Origin of the sequence: Ideonella sp. (genome assembly GCF_036277275.1) — a bacterium.
In the GTDB taxonomy this organism is placed as follows: Bacteria; Pseudomonadota; Gammaproteobacteria; order Burkholderiales; family Burkholderiaceae_C; genus Ideonella.
This window is the reverse complement of the sequence record NZ_DASUNH010000025.1, coordinates 61539-80093: the sequence shown is the minus strand read 5'-3', so window position 1 is coordinate 80093 and position 18555 is coordinate 61539. Positions and strand designations below refer to the sequence as shown.

The 18555-nt window shown below is 68.8% G+C and carries 10 protein-coding genes; 4 read left to right on the top strand and 6 right to left on the bottom strand.

The genetic code is table 11. From position 1 onward, the window contains the following. Nucleotides 1-26: 26 nt before the first annotated feature. From VFY73_RS05755 to VFY73_RS05745, 3 genes are all read right to left on the bottom strand, one after another. Nucleotides 27-2942 carry a TonB-dependent receptor gene (locus VFY73_RS05755; RefSeq protein ID WP_329716965.1) on the bottom strand — a complete coding sequence of 972 codons (2916 nt, stop codon included), beginning with the start codon at nt 2940-2942 and terminating at the stop codon, nt 27-29. A gap of 65 nt (nt 2943-3007) precedes the next feature. Further along, nucleotides 3008-4009, bottom strand: coding sequence for a LacI family DNA-binding transcriptional regulator (locus VFY73_RS05750; protein WP_329716964.1), 1002 nt, complete (start codon nt 4007-4009; stop codon nt 3008-3010). A gap of 160 nt (nt 4010-4169) precedes the next feature. After that, nucleotides 4170-5597, bottom strand: a complete 1428-nt coding sequence (locus VFY73_RS05745; protein WP_329716963.1) for a GH1 family beta-glucosidase — start codon at nt 5595-5597, stop codon at nt 4170-4172. A gap of 180 nt (nt 5598-5777) precedes the next feature. Here VFY73_RS05745 and VFY73_RS05740 point away from each other — a divergent pair, with 180 nt between their 5' ends. From VFY73_RS05740 to VFY73_RS05730, 3 genes are all read left to right on the top strand, one after another. Continuing rightward, nucleotides 5778-6644: a hypothetical protein gene (locus tag VFY73_RS05740; protein ID WP_329716962.1), complete on the top strand. Its 867-nt coding sequence runs from the start codon at nt 5778-5780 to the stop codon at nt 6642-6644. Nucleotides 6645-7211: 567 nt separating this feature from the next. Beyond that, nucleotides 7212-8636 (top strand): glycosyl hydrolase family 8, encoded by a 1425-nt coding sequence (locus tag VFY73_RS05735; protein ID WP_329716961.1) that lies wholly within the window; start codon nt 7212-7214, stop codon nt 8634-8636. 181 nt (nt 8637-8817) lie between these two features. Then, nucleotides 8818-10467 (top strand): methyl-accepting chemotaxis protein, encoded by a 1650-nt coding sequence (locus VFY73_RS05730; RefSeq protein ID WP_329716960.1) that lies wholly within the window; start codon nt 8818-8820, stop codon nt 10465-10467. Between the two features lie 19 nt (nt 10468-10486). Here the strand turns inward: VFY73_RS05730 and VFY73_RS05725 are convergent, their stop codons facing one another. The 3 genes from VFY73_RS05725 to VFY73_RS05715 form a co-directional block, all read right to left on the bottom strand. Beyond that, nucleotides 10487-10837: a cytochrome c gene (locus VFY73_RS05725; protein ID WP_329716959.1), complete on the bottom strand. Its 351-nt coding sequence runs from the start codon at nt 10835-10837 to the stop codon at nt 10487-10489. Next, nucleotides 10834-12051 (bottom strand): sulfite oxidase, encoded by a 1218-nt coding sequence (locus VFY73_RS05720; RefSeq protein WP_329716958.1) that lies wholly within the window; start codon nt 12049-12051, stop codon nt 10834-10836. Before VFY73_RS05720 ends, VFY73_RS05725 begins: the two co-directional genes overlap by 4 nt. A 120-nt stretch (nt 12052-12171) precedes the next feature. After that, nucleotides 12172-14379 carry an ATP-dependent helicase gene (locus VFY73_RS05715; RefSeq protein ID WP_414654409.1) on the bottom strand — a complete coding sequence of 736 codons (2208 nt, stop codon included), beginning with the start codon at nt 14377-14379 and terminating at the stop codon, nt 12172-12174. Between the two features lie 96 nt (nt 14380-14475). Between VFY73_RS05715 and VFY73_RS05710 the strand changes: the two genes are divergently transcribed. Further along, the gene (locus VFY73_RS05710; protein WP_329716956.1) at nt 14476-18399 is read left to right on the top strand and encodes a PAS domain S-box protein; all 3924 of its coding nucleotides are present in this window, start codon (nt 14476-14478) and stop codon (nt 18397-18399) included. Nucleotides 18400-18555 lie beyond the last annotated feature (156 nt).

The window sequence follows — 18555 nt, the reverse complement described above, 5'->3', positions numbered from 1 at the left end:
CGGCAATCGGCTCGCTGCAGTGGCGATCAGAACTTGTAGCCGAGCACCAGGCGAAGCGTGCGCATCGGCCCGCGCATCGAGTTGGGCTTGCCGAGCTCCGGATTGAGGGGTTCGCCCTGGCCGCCGGCCCAGTCGTTGTAGCCGCCGTAGTTCTTCGTGTCGAACACGTTCAGCACGTCGAGCCGGGTGTTGAGCTTGCCGACGCCGATGGCCCAGTCTTTGGCCAGCCCCACGTCGAACTGGTTGAACTCGCGGCTTTCGCCTTCCACGTAGACACAGGCGCTCCCGCCGGCCCTGCAGTCGGTGATCTGGCGCGGCTTCCCGCTGGCCCAGACCGCCTTGGCCGACACCTGGATGCCCCAGGGCAGCAGGCCGTCGGTGACCAGTGCGGCGACCACGCGGTGCTTGTCGACCAGGCGCGAGGCGTTCCAGTCGGCAGTGTCGCGGCCATAGGTCCAGTCGAAGACGTCGTCGTCCCAGTTGCGTGCGGTGGTTTGCGCGTCGGTGTAGGTGTAGGCCAGCGTCAGGCCCCAGCCGGACTCGCTGCTGTAGGGCTTGTCGGCCTTGACGAAGACCGACGAGGTCTTGTTCTCGCCGACGAAGTCGCCCAGCACCAACGTGCCGAAGCCATTGGGGCCGCCCCACAACGGATCGATCGGGCTCTGCGCGCCCCAGCCACCTTGTGGGTCACGGTTGCCGCCGAACCAGATGAACTGGTTCTGGGCATGCACGTGGCTGTAGGCGACTTCGGCGTTCCAGGTTCCCAGCGCCTGCCGCAAGCCCAGCGTGTACTGGTCGGCATAGGGCATCTTGAAGTCGTTCTTGATGAGCCAGATCTCGCCGTTGGCCTGGGCATTCTTCTGCTGCTCGTCCAGCGCGTGGTTGGCCATGGTGCGGTCGTAAGACCGGCCCCAGCCGCCGAAGACGATCGAGTTGCGGTCGCCGAACAGGTCGTACGACGCACCGACGCGCGGTGCGAACGCGCCCTTGAACGGCTTGCGTGAGTTGCCGTCGGCAATGTAGTCGCCGATGTTGATGCCGCCCAGGGCGAGCGAATCCGCATACGTCTGCCCCGGCGGCGCGATGATGCCGGCGATGTTGCGGCCGTCCTCGGCGTACAGCGCCGTGACGCGCTCGGCCGGTGTCACGTAGCCGTTGTTCAGCATATTGGTTTCGTAGTCCCAACGCACGCCGAGGTTGACTTCGAGCTGCTTGGTCACGCTCCAGTCGTCCTGGATGTACAGGCCGAACTGCCGGTTGCCATAGCCCACCGTGGCGGGCGCCAGCGCGCGGTCGATGTGGCACTGGTCGGTGCTCTGCACGCCGCCGGTATCTGAGAGGTTGTCGCCCAGGCAGTTGGTGCCGTCGTAGTAGAGGAAGCCTTCCACGGGATCGATCAGTGCCTGGACCATGTCCACGCTGCGCGAGGTGCCCGAGAGGCGGTACTTCATGTCCTTGACCTTGATACCGCCCTTGACCACGTGGCCTTTGGCGCCGGTCCAGGTCAGCTCCTCGGAGACGAAGGTGCCGCGTTGCTGGCGGAATTGCGCGTCGGGCGAGCCGCCGTCGAACAGCACGTCTTGCCAACCGTCCTTCGTGCCGGAGGTCGAGCCCTTGTATTTGATGAACGGCTCGGTCGAGGCCGACTTCGGGTTGTAGGTGTATTCCTCCCAGCCAAGGCGGGCCTCGCTGAACAGGCTGCCGAGCGTCCACTCGTGCTTCAGGTCGACGCGGGTCTCGTCGTTCTTGCGGGCCTTGTCGTTGCCCGGCACGCTGAGCCGCGTGTCTTCCGGCACGCGGTCGGTTTCCTTGCGCACCTTGACGCTGAAGGTCAGGCGCTGGTCGTCGTTGAGCTGGGCGTCGATCTTGCCGAGCAGCAGGTCTTCATGGAACTTGTCGACCGTGCTGCCGGCCTTGGCCAGCAGCCCGGGCACGATGCCCCTGTCCAGCGGCAACAGGTTGGTGTTCTGCGCCACGACCTGGCGAGAGTTGTCGATCTGCTTGCCGTCGTAGGCGGCGAAGAAGTGGATGCGGTCCTTGACGATAGGGCCACCGACGGCGCCGCCGTACTGCATCTGGGTGGATGGCGGGCGCGGCACGCCGTTGCGTTCGGCCTCTTCCTGGAACGGGTTCTTCTCGGTCCAGTTGGTGCCGGTGCGGTCGACGTAGATGTCGCCGTGGAATTCGTTCGTGCCGGACTTGGTGATCGCGGTGATCGCGGCGCCGCTGACCTGGTCGAACTCGGCCTTGTAGTTCTGCGTCAGCACCTTGTACTCGGCGATCGCCGATTGCGGGAAGGGGTTGCCGCGGGTGGCATCCATGCCCGAGGCACCGTTGCGCAGGATGTTGTTCTTCTGGCCGACGCCGTCGATGTAGACGTTGATGTTGTTGCGGTCCTGCCCACCGCTTTGCAGGTTGACCTGGCCGGTGTTCGGCGACTCGGTGTAGGCGACCCCCGGCGCCAGGTCGACCGAGCTGAGGAAGTTGCGCGTGCTTTGCGGCAGGCTCTCGATCTGGCGCCGGGTCACGTTGGTGCCGAGTTGCGAGTCCTTCACGTCCTTGCGGTTCAGCGAGCCGACGATCGTGACCTGCTGCGTGCCGCCGACCGTCAGGTCCAGCGTCGCGGTTTCGCCCACCTGCAGCGTGACGACCTCGCTCGCCGCGCCACCGACGCGCACTTCGTAGCGACCCGGTGCCAGGCCGACCAGCACATAGCTGCCGTCGGCGGCGGTGGTGGTGCGGTAGGTGTTGCCGTTGTCCTTGTTGACCACCTGCACCGGGGTGCCGGCCTGCGGAGCGGCGGCGCCGGAGCTGATCACGCCACGCAGCGTGGCGGTGCTCAGCTGGGCCTGGACCAGGCTGCTGCCGGTGGCCAGCAGCAGTGCCGCGGCAGCGGACAGTGCGTGGCGATGTAAACGTTTACGCGAGGTCGTCATGATCATGAGAGTGTCTCCGTTCGTTCTGTCTTGCTTCGGGCTGCGAAAGAGAGCAGTCGTGCCCGCCCGGGTCAGGCCGGGCGCTGGCTGGACTGGCGCACCACCAACTCGGCGCGCAGCGTGCGCGTGCCGGAAAGTGGGCGATCGGGCACCTCGATGGCCGAGGCCAGCTCGGCCAAGGCCAGGGCGCCCAGTTCGACGATCGGCACCCGTACGGTGGTCAACGGTGGGTGCACATAACGGCAAATCGGGATGTCATCGAAGCCGGCCAGCGCGATGTCCTGCGGCACCGACAGGCCCCGCTGCGTCAGCACTGCGAGGCAGCCGAGCGCCATCATGTCGTTGCCGGCGAAAACCGCGCTGGGGCGTTGCGACAGCGCCAGCAGCTCGTGGCCGGCGCGCTCGCCGCTGGCATCGGTGAAGTCGCCGGGCAGCACCAGCTCGGGTGTGCCGGGCAGGGCCTCGGCCAGCGCGGTGCGGTAGCCGCGCAGCCGCTCTTGGGCTTCGTGGTTGTGCTCGGGGCCGGCGATGAAGGCGATGCTGCGGTGGCCGGCGGCGACGAGGTGGCGCACCATCGCCTGGGCGCCGCCGAAGTTGTCGACCCGGAAGGTCGTGTGCAGCGGGTCGTCGACACCCGAGTTCATGATCACCGCCGGCATGCCGGTTGGCAGGCTGCCACTGATGGCGATCGGGTCCATGTGCGGCGACATCAGCAGCAGCCCGTCGACGCGGCCGTGCATCGCGCGCAGCGCCGCCGAGGCCTCGGCCTCGTTGCCGTGCGAGCTGGACACCAGCAGGTGCAGCCCGCGCGCGCGGGCCGCGACGTCGATGCCGCGGATCAGCTCGGAGAAGAACTCGCCGTGAAGGTCCGGCAGCAGCGCGCCGACGGTGTGGGTGCGGCGGGTGATCAGGCTGCGCGCGGCGCTCGACGGCGTGAAGCGCAGCTCTTTGGCGATGCGCTGGATACGTTCGCGCGTCTCGGGCGTGACGGCGGCGTGGCCGTTCATCACGCGCGAGACGGTGGCGACCGATACACCGGCCTCGCGGGCGACGTCTTTGATGGTGGTGGCCATGGGGGGGCGTTGAGGTTGGCGAGGCCGCAGCGCACGCGCCGGCTCGTTGACAAGCGCATCTGCTGCCTGCCACGCCATGGCCCGCGAGGCGACCACGGGGCCTCGGAGAAGAACGTTGGCCGCATTAGACGCCATCACCAGGACCCCGACTTGAGCGTTTCTACCGTGAGACCGGGAGCAGCCCGGCGGACGGCGGGTCGACCGTGTCGTTCAGGCAACGCCCCTGGCTGGCGATCACCTGGGCGTACAGCGCGGCAGTGACTTTGGGCGTGCGCTTTTGGGTTGCATAGTCGACATGGATCAGTCCGAAGCGCTTCGAGTAGCCATGCGCCCACTCCAGGTTATCCAATAGTGACCAAGCGTAATAACCGTGCAGATTGACGCCACCTGCGCGAGCCGCATGCAGCGCCCGCAGGTGGCGGCGCAGGTAGTCGACGCGCAGCGGGTCTTCGAGCCAGGGGCCGTCGACTGTCGGCGGGTCGTAGAAGGCCGAGCCGTTTTCGGTCACGTAGAGCGGCAGGTCGCCGTACTGCTGCTTGAACCAGAGCAACGTGTCAGTCAAGCCTGGCGGGTAGACCTCCCACGCGGTTTCGGTGTGCGTGGCCTGCACCTGGCGTACCGGTGCAGCGCGCTGCAGCCAGACGGCGGGGTCGTCGCGCACGACGGCGCGGGTGTAGTAGTTGATGCCGACGAAGTCCAGCGGCTGCCGGGCCAGGGCCAGCTCTTCGGCCGTCCAGTCTTCCCACGCCTCGCCGAAAACCTCGGGCAGCTCGGGCGGCGTCTGGCCGCGCAGCGCTGGGTCGAGGAACTGGCGGTTCATGTAGGCGTCGGCGCGCGCCGCGGCCGCGTGGTCAGCGACGCTGCTGCTGGCCGGGTACTTGGGCTCGATGTTGACGACCAGGCCGATCTTTCGCTCGGGTCGGTCGGGCCTGGCTGGCACCAGTGCCCGGAAGGCTTGCACGGCGCGGCCGTGGGCGCCCATCAGGCGGCGCGCGGCGATCGCCGCTTCGAACGCGCTGCGGTGTCCCGGCGCCAGCGTGCCGTGCAGGTAGCCGCCGTCGGTGATCACCCACGGCTCGTTCAGCGTGGCCCACATCGGCACCCGGTCGCCCAGAGCCTTGAACAGCACCTCGGCATAGTCACCGAACCACTCGACGATGTCGGGGTTGAGCCAGCCGCCGCGATCGTCCAGCGCGGCCGGCAAGTCCCAGTGGTAGAGCGTGATGTTCGGTGCGATGCCGGCGGCCAGCAGCGCGTCGACCTTGCGCTCGTAGTGCGCCAGGCCGGCCGGGTTCACGCGGCCGCGGCCCTCGGGCAGGATGCGCGACCATGAAATGCTGAAGCGGTAGCTCGTCAGCCCAAGCTGGCGCATCAGCTGCAGGTCCTCGGGCCAGCGGCGGTAGTGGTCGCAGGCGATGTCGCCGGTGTCGCCGTCGCGCACCCGTCCAGGCGTGCGCACGAAGCGGTGCCAGCTGCTGATCCCGGCCCCGTCGGCCAGCGGGGACCCTTCGACTTGGTAAGCAGCTGTCGCAGCGCCCCACAAGAAGTTAGCGGGAAATTCGATCGGAGCTGGGGCAAATGGAGGCATGAAGACTGCCGTTTCGCAAATGGAAACGTTTACATCGTGAAAGCTATCATAGGATCGCACCACATCGTCACGCTCTGGTGTTAACCCGGTACGGGTGAATCCCTCCCCAACTCGTCAGTTACATCCCCGTGCCTGGGCGATGGACACTTGCGCCCGCCCCATGGAATGTCGAGGCCTGCCGTGCTGATCACCGACAAAGTCGTATTCGTCGAGCTGCAAAAAACCGGCTCGACCCACATCAAGAACCTGCTGAAGGAAACGCTGGGCGGAAAGAACGACGGCAAACACAACGTGCCGACGCCCGAGCTGCTGAGCAGCGGCCGCGAGTTCCTCGGCTCGGTGCGCGACCCCTGGGGCTGGTACCTGTCGCTGTGGTCGTATGGCTGCCAGCAACAGGGCAAGCTGTACCAGCGGTTGACCAACCCGAAGCGCTGGGAGCGGGTGCAGCCCAAGCTGGTCGAAGCGCGCAAGGTGCAGAAGGAAAAGGTTCGCAGCCTGGCCGCCGGCCAGGGCCCGAAGAAGTGGAAGCCGATCCTGATCCCTGACCGTCTCGGCGTGGATCGGGCCAAGAACTTCTACTACAAGGACCCGGCCGACGCCGAAGCGTTTCGCGAGTGGCTGCGCCTGGTGTGTTCACCCTACGCACGGCGCCTGGTCGAAGACGGCTTCGCCAAGTCGCCGTTGGGCAAGCTCGGCGGCTTGATGACCTTCCGCTACTTCAGCCTGTTCGTGCCGGGGTCCGATGAGATCCCGCCGACGATCAGCACCCAGAAGATGCTGCGCAAGTTCGAGGCCGACCGCGTCGCCGTCAAGCACATCGTGCGCCAGCACACGCTGGCCGACGACCTGGTGCATGCGCTGGACAGCTGCCAGATCGTGCTGACCGACAAGCAGCGCGAGAAGATCTACGAGGCCAAGCCGACCAACAAGTCGACCCGGCCGCACCCGTTTGCGCACTACTACGACGTGACCAGCATCGACATCGTCGCCAAGCGCGAGAAGTTCATCATCGATCGCTTTGGCTACGAGCGACCGAACGTGGCTTGACGCGCTGATTCGCCGCCAGGGACGAACCCCGGGCGGCTGCCCGAAGAGTTGATTCGACGCTGTCAGGAAATGGGTGCTTCACAAGTCACCGTGCATGGCACCGGACGGTGGGGATAGGGTCGGCGTGAGCGTCTGACGCGAGCCCGGCCGTATCCTCGCCGTCCGCTGTGCAGGCCGCTGCCAACATCCTGCCGATGCGCGACTTCTCATCGCGCTCCTGCTGGCGAGGCGAAAAGGGCATCCGCGTCCCGCCCGCCTTACGCCAGACGCTCACCGGCGCGGGAGCCCCTTGCTGGCTGCCAACGTGAATGACTGGGCAAGGCGTCCGTCATTCCCTGCTTCTGCTCGGTCTTGTCGGCCTCGTGTCAGTCGACGGCGCGATCGTGAGGTCTCCCGCGCACGCATGCAGGGTGGGCGCCGATTCCGCGGCGTGACACCTTGTTGCGCCAGAAGCATTTGCCCCTAGGTAGAACGCCCATGTCGATGCAGCAAGCCGCCGGATTTCCGTCGCGCGGTTGCGGGCCGAAGATGCGGCCCACATTCCACCCTGACGAGGAGAGACGCGTGATGATTGCTGTTCGACCGATGGTATTGGCCGGCTTCACGCTGGCGGCATTGACCACTGCCTTGCTCGGCGGTTGCGGCGGCGGTGTCGAAGACGACAGCGCGTCGACCGACACCGCGCAGAACTCGCCTCGCATCGGGCTGCGCCTGCAGCACGGGCCCAGCAGCCCGGGGGCGCGCGCCGATACGACGGGGGCTGAAACCGCGGGGGCCGAAACCCCCGACCAACAGGCCAGCGTTGCCGACGATCAGGCCGAGCGCATCGCACCGCAGGCCGCGGCCCGGCCGTTCCCCTACCACGTAACCTACACCTCGGGGGCGATCAAGCCGAACAACGTCAGCCAGTCGGCGATGGACAGCAAAGTCACCGCCCACTACAACGCCTGGAAGACCAATTACCTGCGCACACTCGGCGGCCAGGGCACCTGGGTCAAGTACGACGACACCAACTCGACGGTGTCCGAAGCGCACGGGTACGGCATGGTGCTGGCTGCCTACATGGGCGACAAGACCAACTTCGACTCGATGTACAAGTACTTCACGAAGCACTACAGCAACGTCGGCCCGCATCTGATGGCGTGGAAGCAGACGTACTCCGGTGGCGTGATGAAGAACGTCGAGGGCGGCGACTCGGCCACCGACGGTGACCTCGACATCGCCTACTCGCTGCTGCTGGCCCATGTGCAATGGGGCTCGTCGGGCAGCATCAACTACAAGGCCCGCGCGCTGGAGGTGATGCACGACATCCTCAACTACGAGGTCAACCAGAACTACTGGAACCTGACCCCGGGCGACTGGGCGTCGGGCAGCGATGCGAACCACACCCGGCCGTCGGACTTCATGACCGGCCACATCCTCGCGTTCGCGAAGTACGACACCGCGAACACGACGAAGTGGAACAACGTCTACAACACGATCTCGCAGGCCGTGAACTACCAGTACACCCACGGCAGCGGCGCAACCGGGTTGATGCCGGACTTCATGGTCCGCTCGGGTTCGAACTGGGTGCCGGTGTCGGGCACCTACCTCGAGAGCAAGCACGACGGCGACTTCAACTACAACGCCTGCCGCACGCCGTGGCGCCTGGCGATGAGCTGGCTCAACAACGGCCGCACCGACATGCGTGCGCCGCAGCAGAAGATGGCGTCGTGGATCAAGGGCAAGGCCGGCTCGCCGACGGGCATCCGCGCCGGCTACTACGTCAAGAACGGCCCCAACGGCAACTCGTACGTCAACTACGACGAGCTGGCGTTCACCGCCCCTATGGCCGTCAACGCGATGATGGGCGGCTCCGCCGCGCAGAGCTGGCTCAACAGCCTGTGGACGTCGATCACCGGTGGCGACTACGGCACCAAGGTCGACTACTTCGGCGACGCGATCCGCCTGCACGTGCTGATCACCGTGTCAGGCAACTGGTGGACGCCATGAGCTGAATCGGCCGCGGCCCGCCGGGGGGGCGGGGCCGGGCCATGCGTGTCTTGCCATCGGCGTGGCCCGCGTCGACCTTGACGGGAGTCAAGGTCGTGACGGGGACGGCGGGTGATCATGAAGCTGTCGGAGAAGCGCACGGACCATTCCGCGATGCGCTGCGGCACGCGGAGTCAACACCATGTCGGCCAACGGATCTGACGTCACTGTTCGAACGGTATCGAGTCCGGCCCACCCGCATGCGGGCGCTGCACGAGCCGAGACGCCGCCCGCCGTTCGTTCGACAAGCCGTGGCCAGTGGAGCTGGGCGCAGCTGGTTCGCATTCCAGGCTCGGCCCAGTCGGCGATCGCGCGCATCAACGAGGGAAGCGCGGCACTCGACGTGCGGGTGAACCGGTTGACGCGCCTGTCGCGCGGGTTGCGCAAGTTCCTGATGAACTTCCGCGAGCTCATCATCGCGGCGCGCGCGGGCGGCATCCGCACCGCCTACGACGTGGCCCACCTGAAGAAGCAGGTCGACATCACGGCCAGCAAGGCGGAACTGCAGCGCAAGGACGCCGAGGCCCTGTCCGCCGATGCGGCACGGGTGACCCGGCTGTCGACCAACGCCGAGGCGGCGGCGAAGGTCATCACGCAGATGTCGGAGCGCTCGATGGCCGCCGCGGCCACCTCGATGGAGGAACTGGAGCAGGTCCGACAACGCATCGCCCGGATGGAAACGACCGTCGCGCAGTTCGCCGGCACCGTGGCCCAGCTGGCCGAGGGCGCCAAGGCGATCGGCGATATCGGCTCGGTGATTCAGGGCATCGCGATGCAGACCAACCTGCTGGCCCTGAACGCCGCGATCGAAGCGGCGCGCGCCGGTGAAGCCGGAAGAGGATTCGCGGTGGTGGCCAATGAAGTCCGGGGCCTGGCCGCGCGGGTCAATGCGGAGACCAAGGAGATCAGCGAACGCAGCGACACGATGCTGCGCCTGGTCGAATCCACCACCGCCGGAGCACGGCAGATCCACGAGGGTGTCAGCACCTCGGTGACTGGCGTGAGCAGCACCGTGGGCCGGTTCGAAGCCTTCATGCACGACTTTCGGGAGATGGCGCACAACGTGGCACAGATCGCCAGCGCGATCGACGAGCTCGGCGCCGTGAACCGGGAGATGAACGCACGCATCGACGCCGTGTCGGCGTCGGCCGGCGAGGTCCATGCGTTGATGGTCAACTCGGCCGAGCGGGTCGACCAACTGCGCTCGAGCACCGAGGAGATCCAGGCCTCGCTGGCGATCTTTCGCACCGGCGGCACGGTCTTCGACGACCTGGTCGAATCGACCGCCGCCTTGAGAGAACGCACGGCCAGCTGCCTGGCCCGCCACCAGGCCAAGGGCCTGGACATCTTCGACCAGCGCTATCAGCAGATCCCGGGGTCCAACCCACCGCGCTACACCACGGGCTACGACGCACAGGTGGAAGCCGATCTGCAGGCGCTGTACGACGAGGCCATGGGCCGGCTGGAAGGTTGCGCCTATGCGCTGGCGGTCGACACCAAGGGCTACGCGCCGGCGCACAACAAGATCTTCTCCGAGCCGCCGAATGGCCACTACGAGCATGACCTGGCGCGTACCCGCCACAAGCGCCTGTTCGACGATCCGGTGGGCCGCAAGCTGGCCGCCAACACCAAACCCACGCTGTTCCAGTGCTATCTGCGCGACACCGGCGAGGTCATCAACGACCTGTCGATGCCGATCCATGTCAACGGTCGTCACTGGGGCGCCGTGCGGGTCGGCATTGCCAACAGCCGCCTGGTCTCCCGAGGCGGCGCTGGCGCGCCCTCTGCTTGAGGCGCCGCGACGCGTCGCTTCAAGGGTCGGCGCCGGATGCCTGGGCGACGTAGGCCGCCAGCGCTGCGATCTGTGCGTCGCTGAGCTTGCCCTGGTAAGACGGCATCGCCCCGATGCCGCCACGCAGGGCCTTGGCGACGCGGGCGGCGTCGGGCTTGAGCTCGTCGAGCACCGGGCCCACCGCGCCGGCCGAGCCGGCATCCTGCAAGGTGTGGCACAGCGCGCAGGCCGGCACCGCGGTCTTGGTGAAGAGCTCGCGGCCCAGGGCCAGTTGCGCCGGCTCGGCCGACCAGGCCGGCGCGGCGGTCGCGAGCAGCAGCAGGCCGGTGGCCAGCCGCTGCAGCGCCGGCCAGCGTCGCGCGAGGCTCATGCCACCGTCACGCGCACCGCGTGGTCGGCCCAGCTGCTGTTGTTGTAGCCACCGGCGTTCTCCAGGCGGACTTCAGGCTGCACGTTGCCGGCGGTGTCGGTGGCGCGGCTGGCCAACGTGAACTCCCCCACCGGCAAGCGCGTGGCCAGCACGAACTGGCGCCAGGCGTAGCGGCCGAGGTCGGGCCCGACGAAGCGGGCCATGTGCCAGCTCTTGCCGCCATCCAGCGACACCTCGACCTTGGCCACCGGGTGCAGCCCGCCGAAGGCGACGCCGTGGACCTGCACCGCGCCGGCCTTGAGCGGCTTGCCATCGGTGCCGGGGCCGTTGATCCAGGACTTGACGCTCATCTCCTGGACCGAGGGTTGCGACGGGTCGCCCTTGCCGCCCGGCGGGGACATGCGGTAGCCGTGCGACATGATGCGGGCGTCCGATTCCTGCGCGGTGAAGGCCAGCCGCTTGACGTACTTGATGTTGTTGACGCCGGTGTAGCCGGGCACGATCAGGCGCAGCGGCCCGCCGTGGGCCAGCGGGATCGGTGCGCCGTTCATCTCCCAGGCCAGCAGGGCGTCGGCCATCGCGGCCGTCGGCACCGAGCGCTCGACGACCACGGTCTTCGGGTCCACGCCCGCGGGCAGCACCTCGCCGCCGGTGCCGGTCATGAACTTCATGCCTTCGGTGACGCCGCCCAGGGCCTCGGCCACCCAACGCACCGGGACGCCGCTCCACATCACGCAGCCGGCCGCCCCGACCTGCCACGGCGTGCCGCTGGGCTTGCTCGGGAAGTAGCCGCGGCCGTTGCCGGAGCACTGCAGCACCATCGCCACCGTCTCCAGCCCCAGGCCCTTGAGTTCACGCAGCGTCAGCGGACGCGGTGCCTTGACCCCTTCGACCGTCAGCACCCAGGCGTCGCGATCGGCCAGGATCGCAGCGTCCGGCGGCGGCAGGTTGTTGCGGATGTAGAGCTGCTCGGCGGGCGTGACGATGCTGGTGCCGAACACGTGCCGGCGGGTTTCGACCGTGGTGCTGCTGTGCACGATGAGGCCGGTTGCGTCCTTCCAGCCGGCGTAGGGCGGCAATGGCTTGGCGGTGGCGACGGGGGTTTCCGCCGCCGCGGCACTTCGGCCCCAGACGGCCAGGCTGGTGGCAGCGAGGGCGGCGCCGCCGCCGGCAAGCAGGTGGCGACGCGGCAGGGAGGGCAGGTCTTGGCTCATGAGGGCTCCAGATCTTGTGTGGTGGGCGTGTCATGGTGCACCGCGAGGCAAGGGCACAAGGCCGCTGCCGGGCATGTGGCGCCCTGCGATTCTGCTGCAGCTGGAGACCGGCGCCGGCCGCTACCAGCGCTCGCGCAGCCGCTTCGCCAGATCCAGCACCGGCCCGGGGGGCGGTGTCAGCGGTCCGCTGGCCCAGGTGGGTGCGCTCGGGCCGACGCTGTCGAAGTGTGCCGCGACCTCGGGCGGAATGAAGCGCGACAACCCGCCGTACAGATGGCGGTCGCCGAAGCGGCGCTGCTGCGTCACGTAAAAGCGCTGCGGCACCATCAGCGCGAGGTGGTTGCGCGCGCGCGTCATCGCCACATAGAGCAGCCGGCGTTCTTCCTCCAGCTGGATGCGCGTGGCCGTCGACAGGTCACCGGGCAGGCAGCCGTCGACCACGTTCAACACCGTCACCGATGACCATTCCTGGCCCTTGGCCGCGTGGATCGTCGACAGGATCAGGTAGTCCTCGTCCTGGTGCGGGTCACCTGCCTCGTCGCTGGTGGCCTGCGGCGGGTCCAGCGTCAGCTCGGTCATGAAACGCTCGCGGCTGGCGTGACCACCGGCCAGCCGGGCCAGTTGCTCGATGTCGGCCTGGCGCGGGGCCGGGTGATCGTGCAGCCGCTCCATCTGCGGCAGGTACCAGTCGGCGACCGTCGCCAGCTCGTTCGGCCAGTCGGGGGCTTCGCTCAACTGGCGCAGCAGCGCGGCCAATGGCGCCCAGTCGCCGCGGGCAGGCGCGGGCGGCTCGAAGGCCTGCAGCGCGGCGTGCGGATCGGCGCCGGCGTCCATCGCGTCGAGCAGGCGGCGCGCCGTGGCCGGGCCGATGCCGGGAACCAACTGGGCGACACGAAAGCCGGCCAGCCGGTGGCGCGGGTTGCTGGCCCAGCGCAGCACCGACAGCACGTCTTTCACATGTGCCGCTTCGAGGAACTTCAGGCCGCCGTATTTGACGTACGGGATGTTGCGGCGCGCCAGTTCCAGCTCCAACGCGGCGCTGTGCGACGACGTGCGGAACAGCACCGCCTGTGACTTCAGCTTCAGCCCGCCCTCGCGCCGCGCCAGCACGCCGTCGACGACCCAGCGCGCCTGCGCCGATTCGTCGTCCACCGCCACCAGCTGCGGCCGCTCGGCCCCGGGCCGCTCGGTCCACAGCTGCTTGGCGAAGCGTTCGGGCGCCAGCGCGATCACCGCGTTGGCGGCGTCCAGCAGCGGCTGCGTCGCGCGGTAGTTGCGCGCCAGCGTGACGATGCGGGCCGGCGGTGAGAAAGCGGCCGGGAAGTCCAGGATGTTGCGGACCTCGGCGGCGCGGAACGCGTAGATCGACTGCGCGTCGTCGCCGACCACCGTCAGCCCGTCGCCCTGCGGCTTCAGCGCCAGCAGGATCGCGGCCTGCAGCCGGTTGGTGTCCTGGTACTCGTCGACCAGCACGTGCGTGAAGCGCTCGCCCAGCCAGGCGGCGATGTCGGGCTCGCGCATCATCTCGGCCCACCACAGCAGCAGGTCGTCGTAGTCCAGCGCCTGCTGCTCGCGCTTGGCTGCTTCGTAGGCACGAAACAGCGTGCGCAGGCCGGCTTCGCAATCGGTGCACCAGGCGAAGGCTTCACGCAGCACGTCGCCCAGCGGTGCCTGGCTGTTGACGACGCGCGAGTAGATGGCGAGGCAGGTGCCTTTGAGCGGGAAGCGGGCGCCGCCCGTCCCGCCCGCCGAGGGAGGCGAGGAATCCAGGGCCGGCCCTGCGATTGCTTGGCCGGCCCGCGCCAGCCCCTGGGCTTCGCGCACCCAACCCATCAGGTCTTCGGCGTCGCCGCGGTCGAGGATGCTGAAGTCTTCCGACAGGCCCAGACGCGTGGCCTGCTCGCGCAGCAGGCGGGCGCCGATCGCATGGAAGGTGCCGGCCCACGGCAGCTGCGGCGCGGCCGCGGCCGACAGGCCCAGCGCGGCCTGCAGCATCGCCGCGACGCGTTGCTGCATCTCCTGCGCCGCACGGCGCGAGAAGGTCAGCAGCAGCAGGCGGTTCGGGTCGGCGCCATCGAGCACCAGTTGCGTCACCCGGGCCGCCAGCGTCGTCGTCTTGCCGGCCCCGGCGCCAGCGATCACCAGCAGCGGGCCACGGCCGTGGGTGGCGGCTTCGCGCTGCTCGCCGTTCAGTTGGGCCAGCGGGTCGACACGGCCGACGGCGGCCGGTGGGGCGGGGCGGGATGGGGCGACGACGACTGACACCCCGCCAGCATACTGGATGGATGCCCAGTGGCCATTGGGCCGGGTCCGCCACCAGGCGGCCATGGGGATGCGCTTGCTTGTCGGGCCAGGCCGCCTGCACTACCCTCGGGCGGCTACGGTGCAGGGTGGCGCTCGCCCGCCTGCTGCCGTGGCGCCGACATGAAACCCGCGCGCACCTTCCTAGGCCGACTGCTGTTGCTGGTCGGGGTGGTCACCCTGCCCTGGCTGCTGGCGTTGGCGCTCGACATCTTTCACGAACGCCAGGCCGCCGAAACCCGGGTCCTCGACAGCGCGCAGAAGCGTTCGCAACTGCTGGCCGAAGAGATCGACGGCACGCTGCAGCGCAGCCGCCAGCTGATCGACTTCCTCAGCAGCCGGCCCGAGATCCAGAACGTCGACGTGACCGGCTGCAAGGCCTTGCTGGCCGGCATGGTGCGAGTCGACGCCCTGCTGGCCAATGCCGGCCTGGTCAGCCCGGACGGGCGGGTGCTGTGTGCGTCGGTCGACGGCGCGCGCATGCCGGTCTCGCTGGCCGACTTTCCCGAATTCCTCGCCGCCCGCCATGGCACCGGGCTGATGCTCGGGCGGCCGCGCTGGGGCCCGGTGGCCGACAAGCTGGTGCTGCCGATGCTGCGCAGCGTGCCCGGTGCGGACGGTCGACCGGTCGGCATGCTGCTGCTGACGCTGGACCTCACGGCCTGGTCCGAAAGCTGGCGCCGCCATGCCGAACCGGCCGGCAGCACGGTGGTGCTGCAGGACCGCGAGGGCATCGTGATCGGCCGCTATCCCGAGCCGGCGAAGTGGATCGGCCGCGACGAGTCCAGCCGCTTGGAAGGGTTTCGCCGCCAGCAGCCCGAAGGCCGTGGGCTGGGCGTCGGTGTCGACGGTGTGCGGCGCTTCTACGCCATCGCACCGGTGGGCGGTTGGGGCCTGACGGTGGTGGCCGGCGTGCCGGAAGAGGCGGTGCTGGAGCCGGCGCGCAACCAGGCGCGGCAGGCGGTCGTCGCGTTGGGGCTGCTGTCGGCGCTGGTGTCGTGGCTGGCCTGGCGCCTGTCGCACCGGCTGGTCGCGCCGCTGGCGCATCTGGCCGCCACCGCACGCGCGGTGGCCGAAGGCGAACCACAGGCCCGCGCCGACGAGGAGCTGCCCGGCGAGTTCCGCACCGTGGCCAGCGAGTTCAACCGCATGCTCGACGGCCGCGACCGTGCGCAGGCGCGGCTGGCCGAGTCCGAGCGGCGGTTTCGGGACATGCTGGACACGGTCGAGCTGTTCGCGATCGCGGCCGACCGGGAAGGCCGCATCACTTACTGCAACGAGTTCTTCCTGCAGCGCACCGGTTGGCAGCTGGAGGAGTTGGCCGGCGCCGATTTCGGCGACCGTTGCATGCCACGCGGCAGCGTGGACGAGCGTGAGGCCTGGTACCTGGCTTTGCGCAACGGCCACCTGCCGGCCCACAACGAAGCGCCATTGCTGACGCGCGGCGGCGAACATCGCCTGGTGCGCTGGAGCAGCACCGTGCTGCGTGACGAACGCGGCCTGGTGGTCGGCCGCGCCAGCATCGGCGAAGACATCACCGACCAGCGCCGTGCCGAACAGCAGGTGCTGCGGCTGTCTGGGTTCCTGACCGCGTTGTCGCGCACGCAGCGCGCCATCATCCACCGGGCGCCGCGCGAAGACCTGCTGCGGGAAGCCTGTGACGCTTGTGTCGATGCGGGCCAGGCACGCATCGCCAGCGCCTGGTTGACGGACGGCGACGCGCTGGCGGCGGTGGCCTGGGCGGGGCCTGCCGAGCGGCTGTTCGGCAACATGCCGGCGCGGCGCGATCGGCAGGCCGAGGGCTTTGCCGACACGCTGACCGGCCGCGCGCTGTTGGCCGGCCTGCCCGGTGTCTGCAACGACTTGAGCGAGGATGCGCATGCCGCCGAGTGGCAGCAGCACGCGGCCGCCGGAGTGCGGGCAATGGCGGTGTTCCCGCTGCGCTGTGCCGGTGCCATCGTCGGGGTGCTGCTGCTGCACGTGGACGAGACCGACTGGTTCGATGACGCCACGGTCGACCTGCTGCGGCAACTGACTGACGACCTGGCCTTTGCGCTGGACAACCTGCAGCGCGAGCAGGCCCGGCTCGAAGCGCAGCGCCAGGCCGCCACCGACCACCGTCGCTTCAAGAGCATCTTCGATGCTTCGCCGACAGGCATCTCGGTGCGCGCGCTCAGCGACGGCCGCCTGCTCGATCTGAACCCGGTCTTCGCGCAGCGCGTCGGCCGGGCGCGCGAACAGCTGCTCGGCCACAGCCTGCATGAGCTGGGCCTGGGCATGTCGCGCGAGGACTACCAGCGCCTGATGTCGGCGATGCAGGCGGAAGGGAAGGTGCGTGACTTCGAGGCCAAGGTGGTCAACGCCGACGGGACCGAGCGCATCATCCTGGTCAACGGCGAACTGATCGACTACGACGGCCAGGCGGCGGTGCTGACGATCAGCCACGACATCACCGCGCGCCGGCGCGCCGAACAGGGGCTGCAGGCCCGCGAACGCCAGCTGGCCGGCATCGTCGAATCGGCGCTCGACGCGATCATCACGCTCGATGCATCGCAGCGGGTGGTGATGTTCAACCGGGCGGCCTGCGAGATGTTCCGCGTCAGCGCCGATCAAGTGATGGGCCAGATGCTCGATGGTTTCATCCCGACCGAGCTGGGCGAGCGGCACCGGCGTGGCCTGCAGGCCTTCATCGACAGTGGCCGCGAACACACCATGCTGGGCCGCGACCGCCTGCTCTATGGCCTGCGGGCCGACGGCGAGCGCTTCGCGTTCGAAGCGGCCGTGTCGCGCCAGGGCGAAGGCGCCGAGACCACGATGACGGCGGTGATCCACGACCTGACCGAGCGGCTGGCGGCTGAAGCCGCGCGTGAAGCGCGCATCGTGGCCGAGGTCGCCAGCCAGGCCAAGACCGAGTTCCTGTCGCGCATGAGCCATGAGCTGCGCACGCCGCTGAACGCGATGCTCGGCTTCGCCCAGCTGCTGAGCGACGACCCGCGCGAGCCGATGAGCACGCGCCAGCAGCGTCACCTGGCGCTGATGCGGGAAGCCGGCTGGCACCTGCTCGCGCTGATCGACGATGTGCTGGACGTGTCGCGCATCGAGGCCGGCGAATTCGACATGCAGTTGGAGCCGGTCGCGCTGCAGCCGCTGATCGACGCTGCGTTGTCGGTGGCGGCCCCGTTGGCAGCACGGCACAAGGTGCAGCTGTGCCAGGCGCAGAACCCGGGCGATGCCGCGCCGGCCGTGCGTGCCGACGCGACGCGGCTGCGCCAGGTGGTGCTGAACCTGCTGTCCAACGGCTGCAAGTACAACCGGCCGGGCGGCGAGTTGCGGATCGAGCTGGTGGACGAAGGTGAGATCCTGCGCATCGACGTGGTCGACAACGGCGTCGGCATGACCGAGGACCAGCTGGCCCACCTGTTCGAGCCCTTCAACCGCCTCGGTCGCGAGCGCAGCCTGGTCGAAGGCACCGGCATCGGCCTGCACCTGACGCGCCAGCTGGTGTTGAAGATGAACGGCACGATCAGCGTGCAGAGCAGTGTCGGCCACGGCACGCGCATGAGCGTGCGGCTGCCGCGCGTCAGCGAGGCCGAGACGTGGCAGCGTTTGACCGACCCTGGCAGTGCGCACGGCGCGGCGGTGCAGGCGGAAGACAAGCTCGAAGGCTCGATCCTCTACATCGAGGACAACCCGGTGAACCTGATGCTGGTCGAGGAGTTTCTGCTGCGCTGGCCGGGGGTGGCGCTGAGCAGCGCCGCCACCGGCGCGGCCGGCCTCGCCCAGCTGCAGCAGGCGCACGGGCGCGCAGCCCCTTTCGACCTCGTGCTGCTCGACATGCAACTGCCCGACATGCACGGCACCGAGTTGCTGCAGCAGCTACGGGCGGAGGATCTGCTTCACGGCTCGCCGGTGGTGGCGCTGTCGGCCAGCGCGATGCCCGAAGCGGTCGATGCGGCGCTCGCCGCCGGTGCCAGCGAGTACTGGACCAAGCCCCTGAACCTGACGCGGCTGGGCGCCGACTTGAGACGCTTTCTGCGCACTTGTTGACCCCCCACGCCCGCTCCGGCGGGCTGTCTCCCGAGGGGGCTGAGCCCGGACATGAAAGGTCCAGTGGACCATTCATGCCTGGCGAAGCGGCGGGCCGCTGGCCCGCCGCGGTCTGCAAGACCGCGCACGCCACTTGAGGGCGGCGGCGCTGCGCGC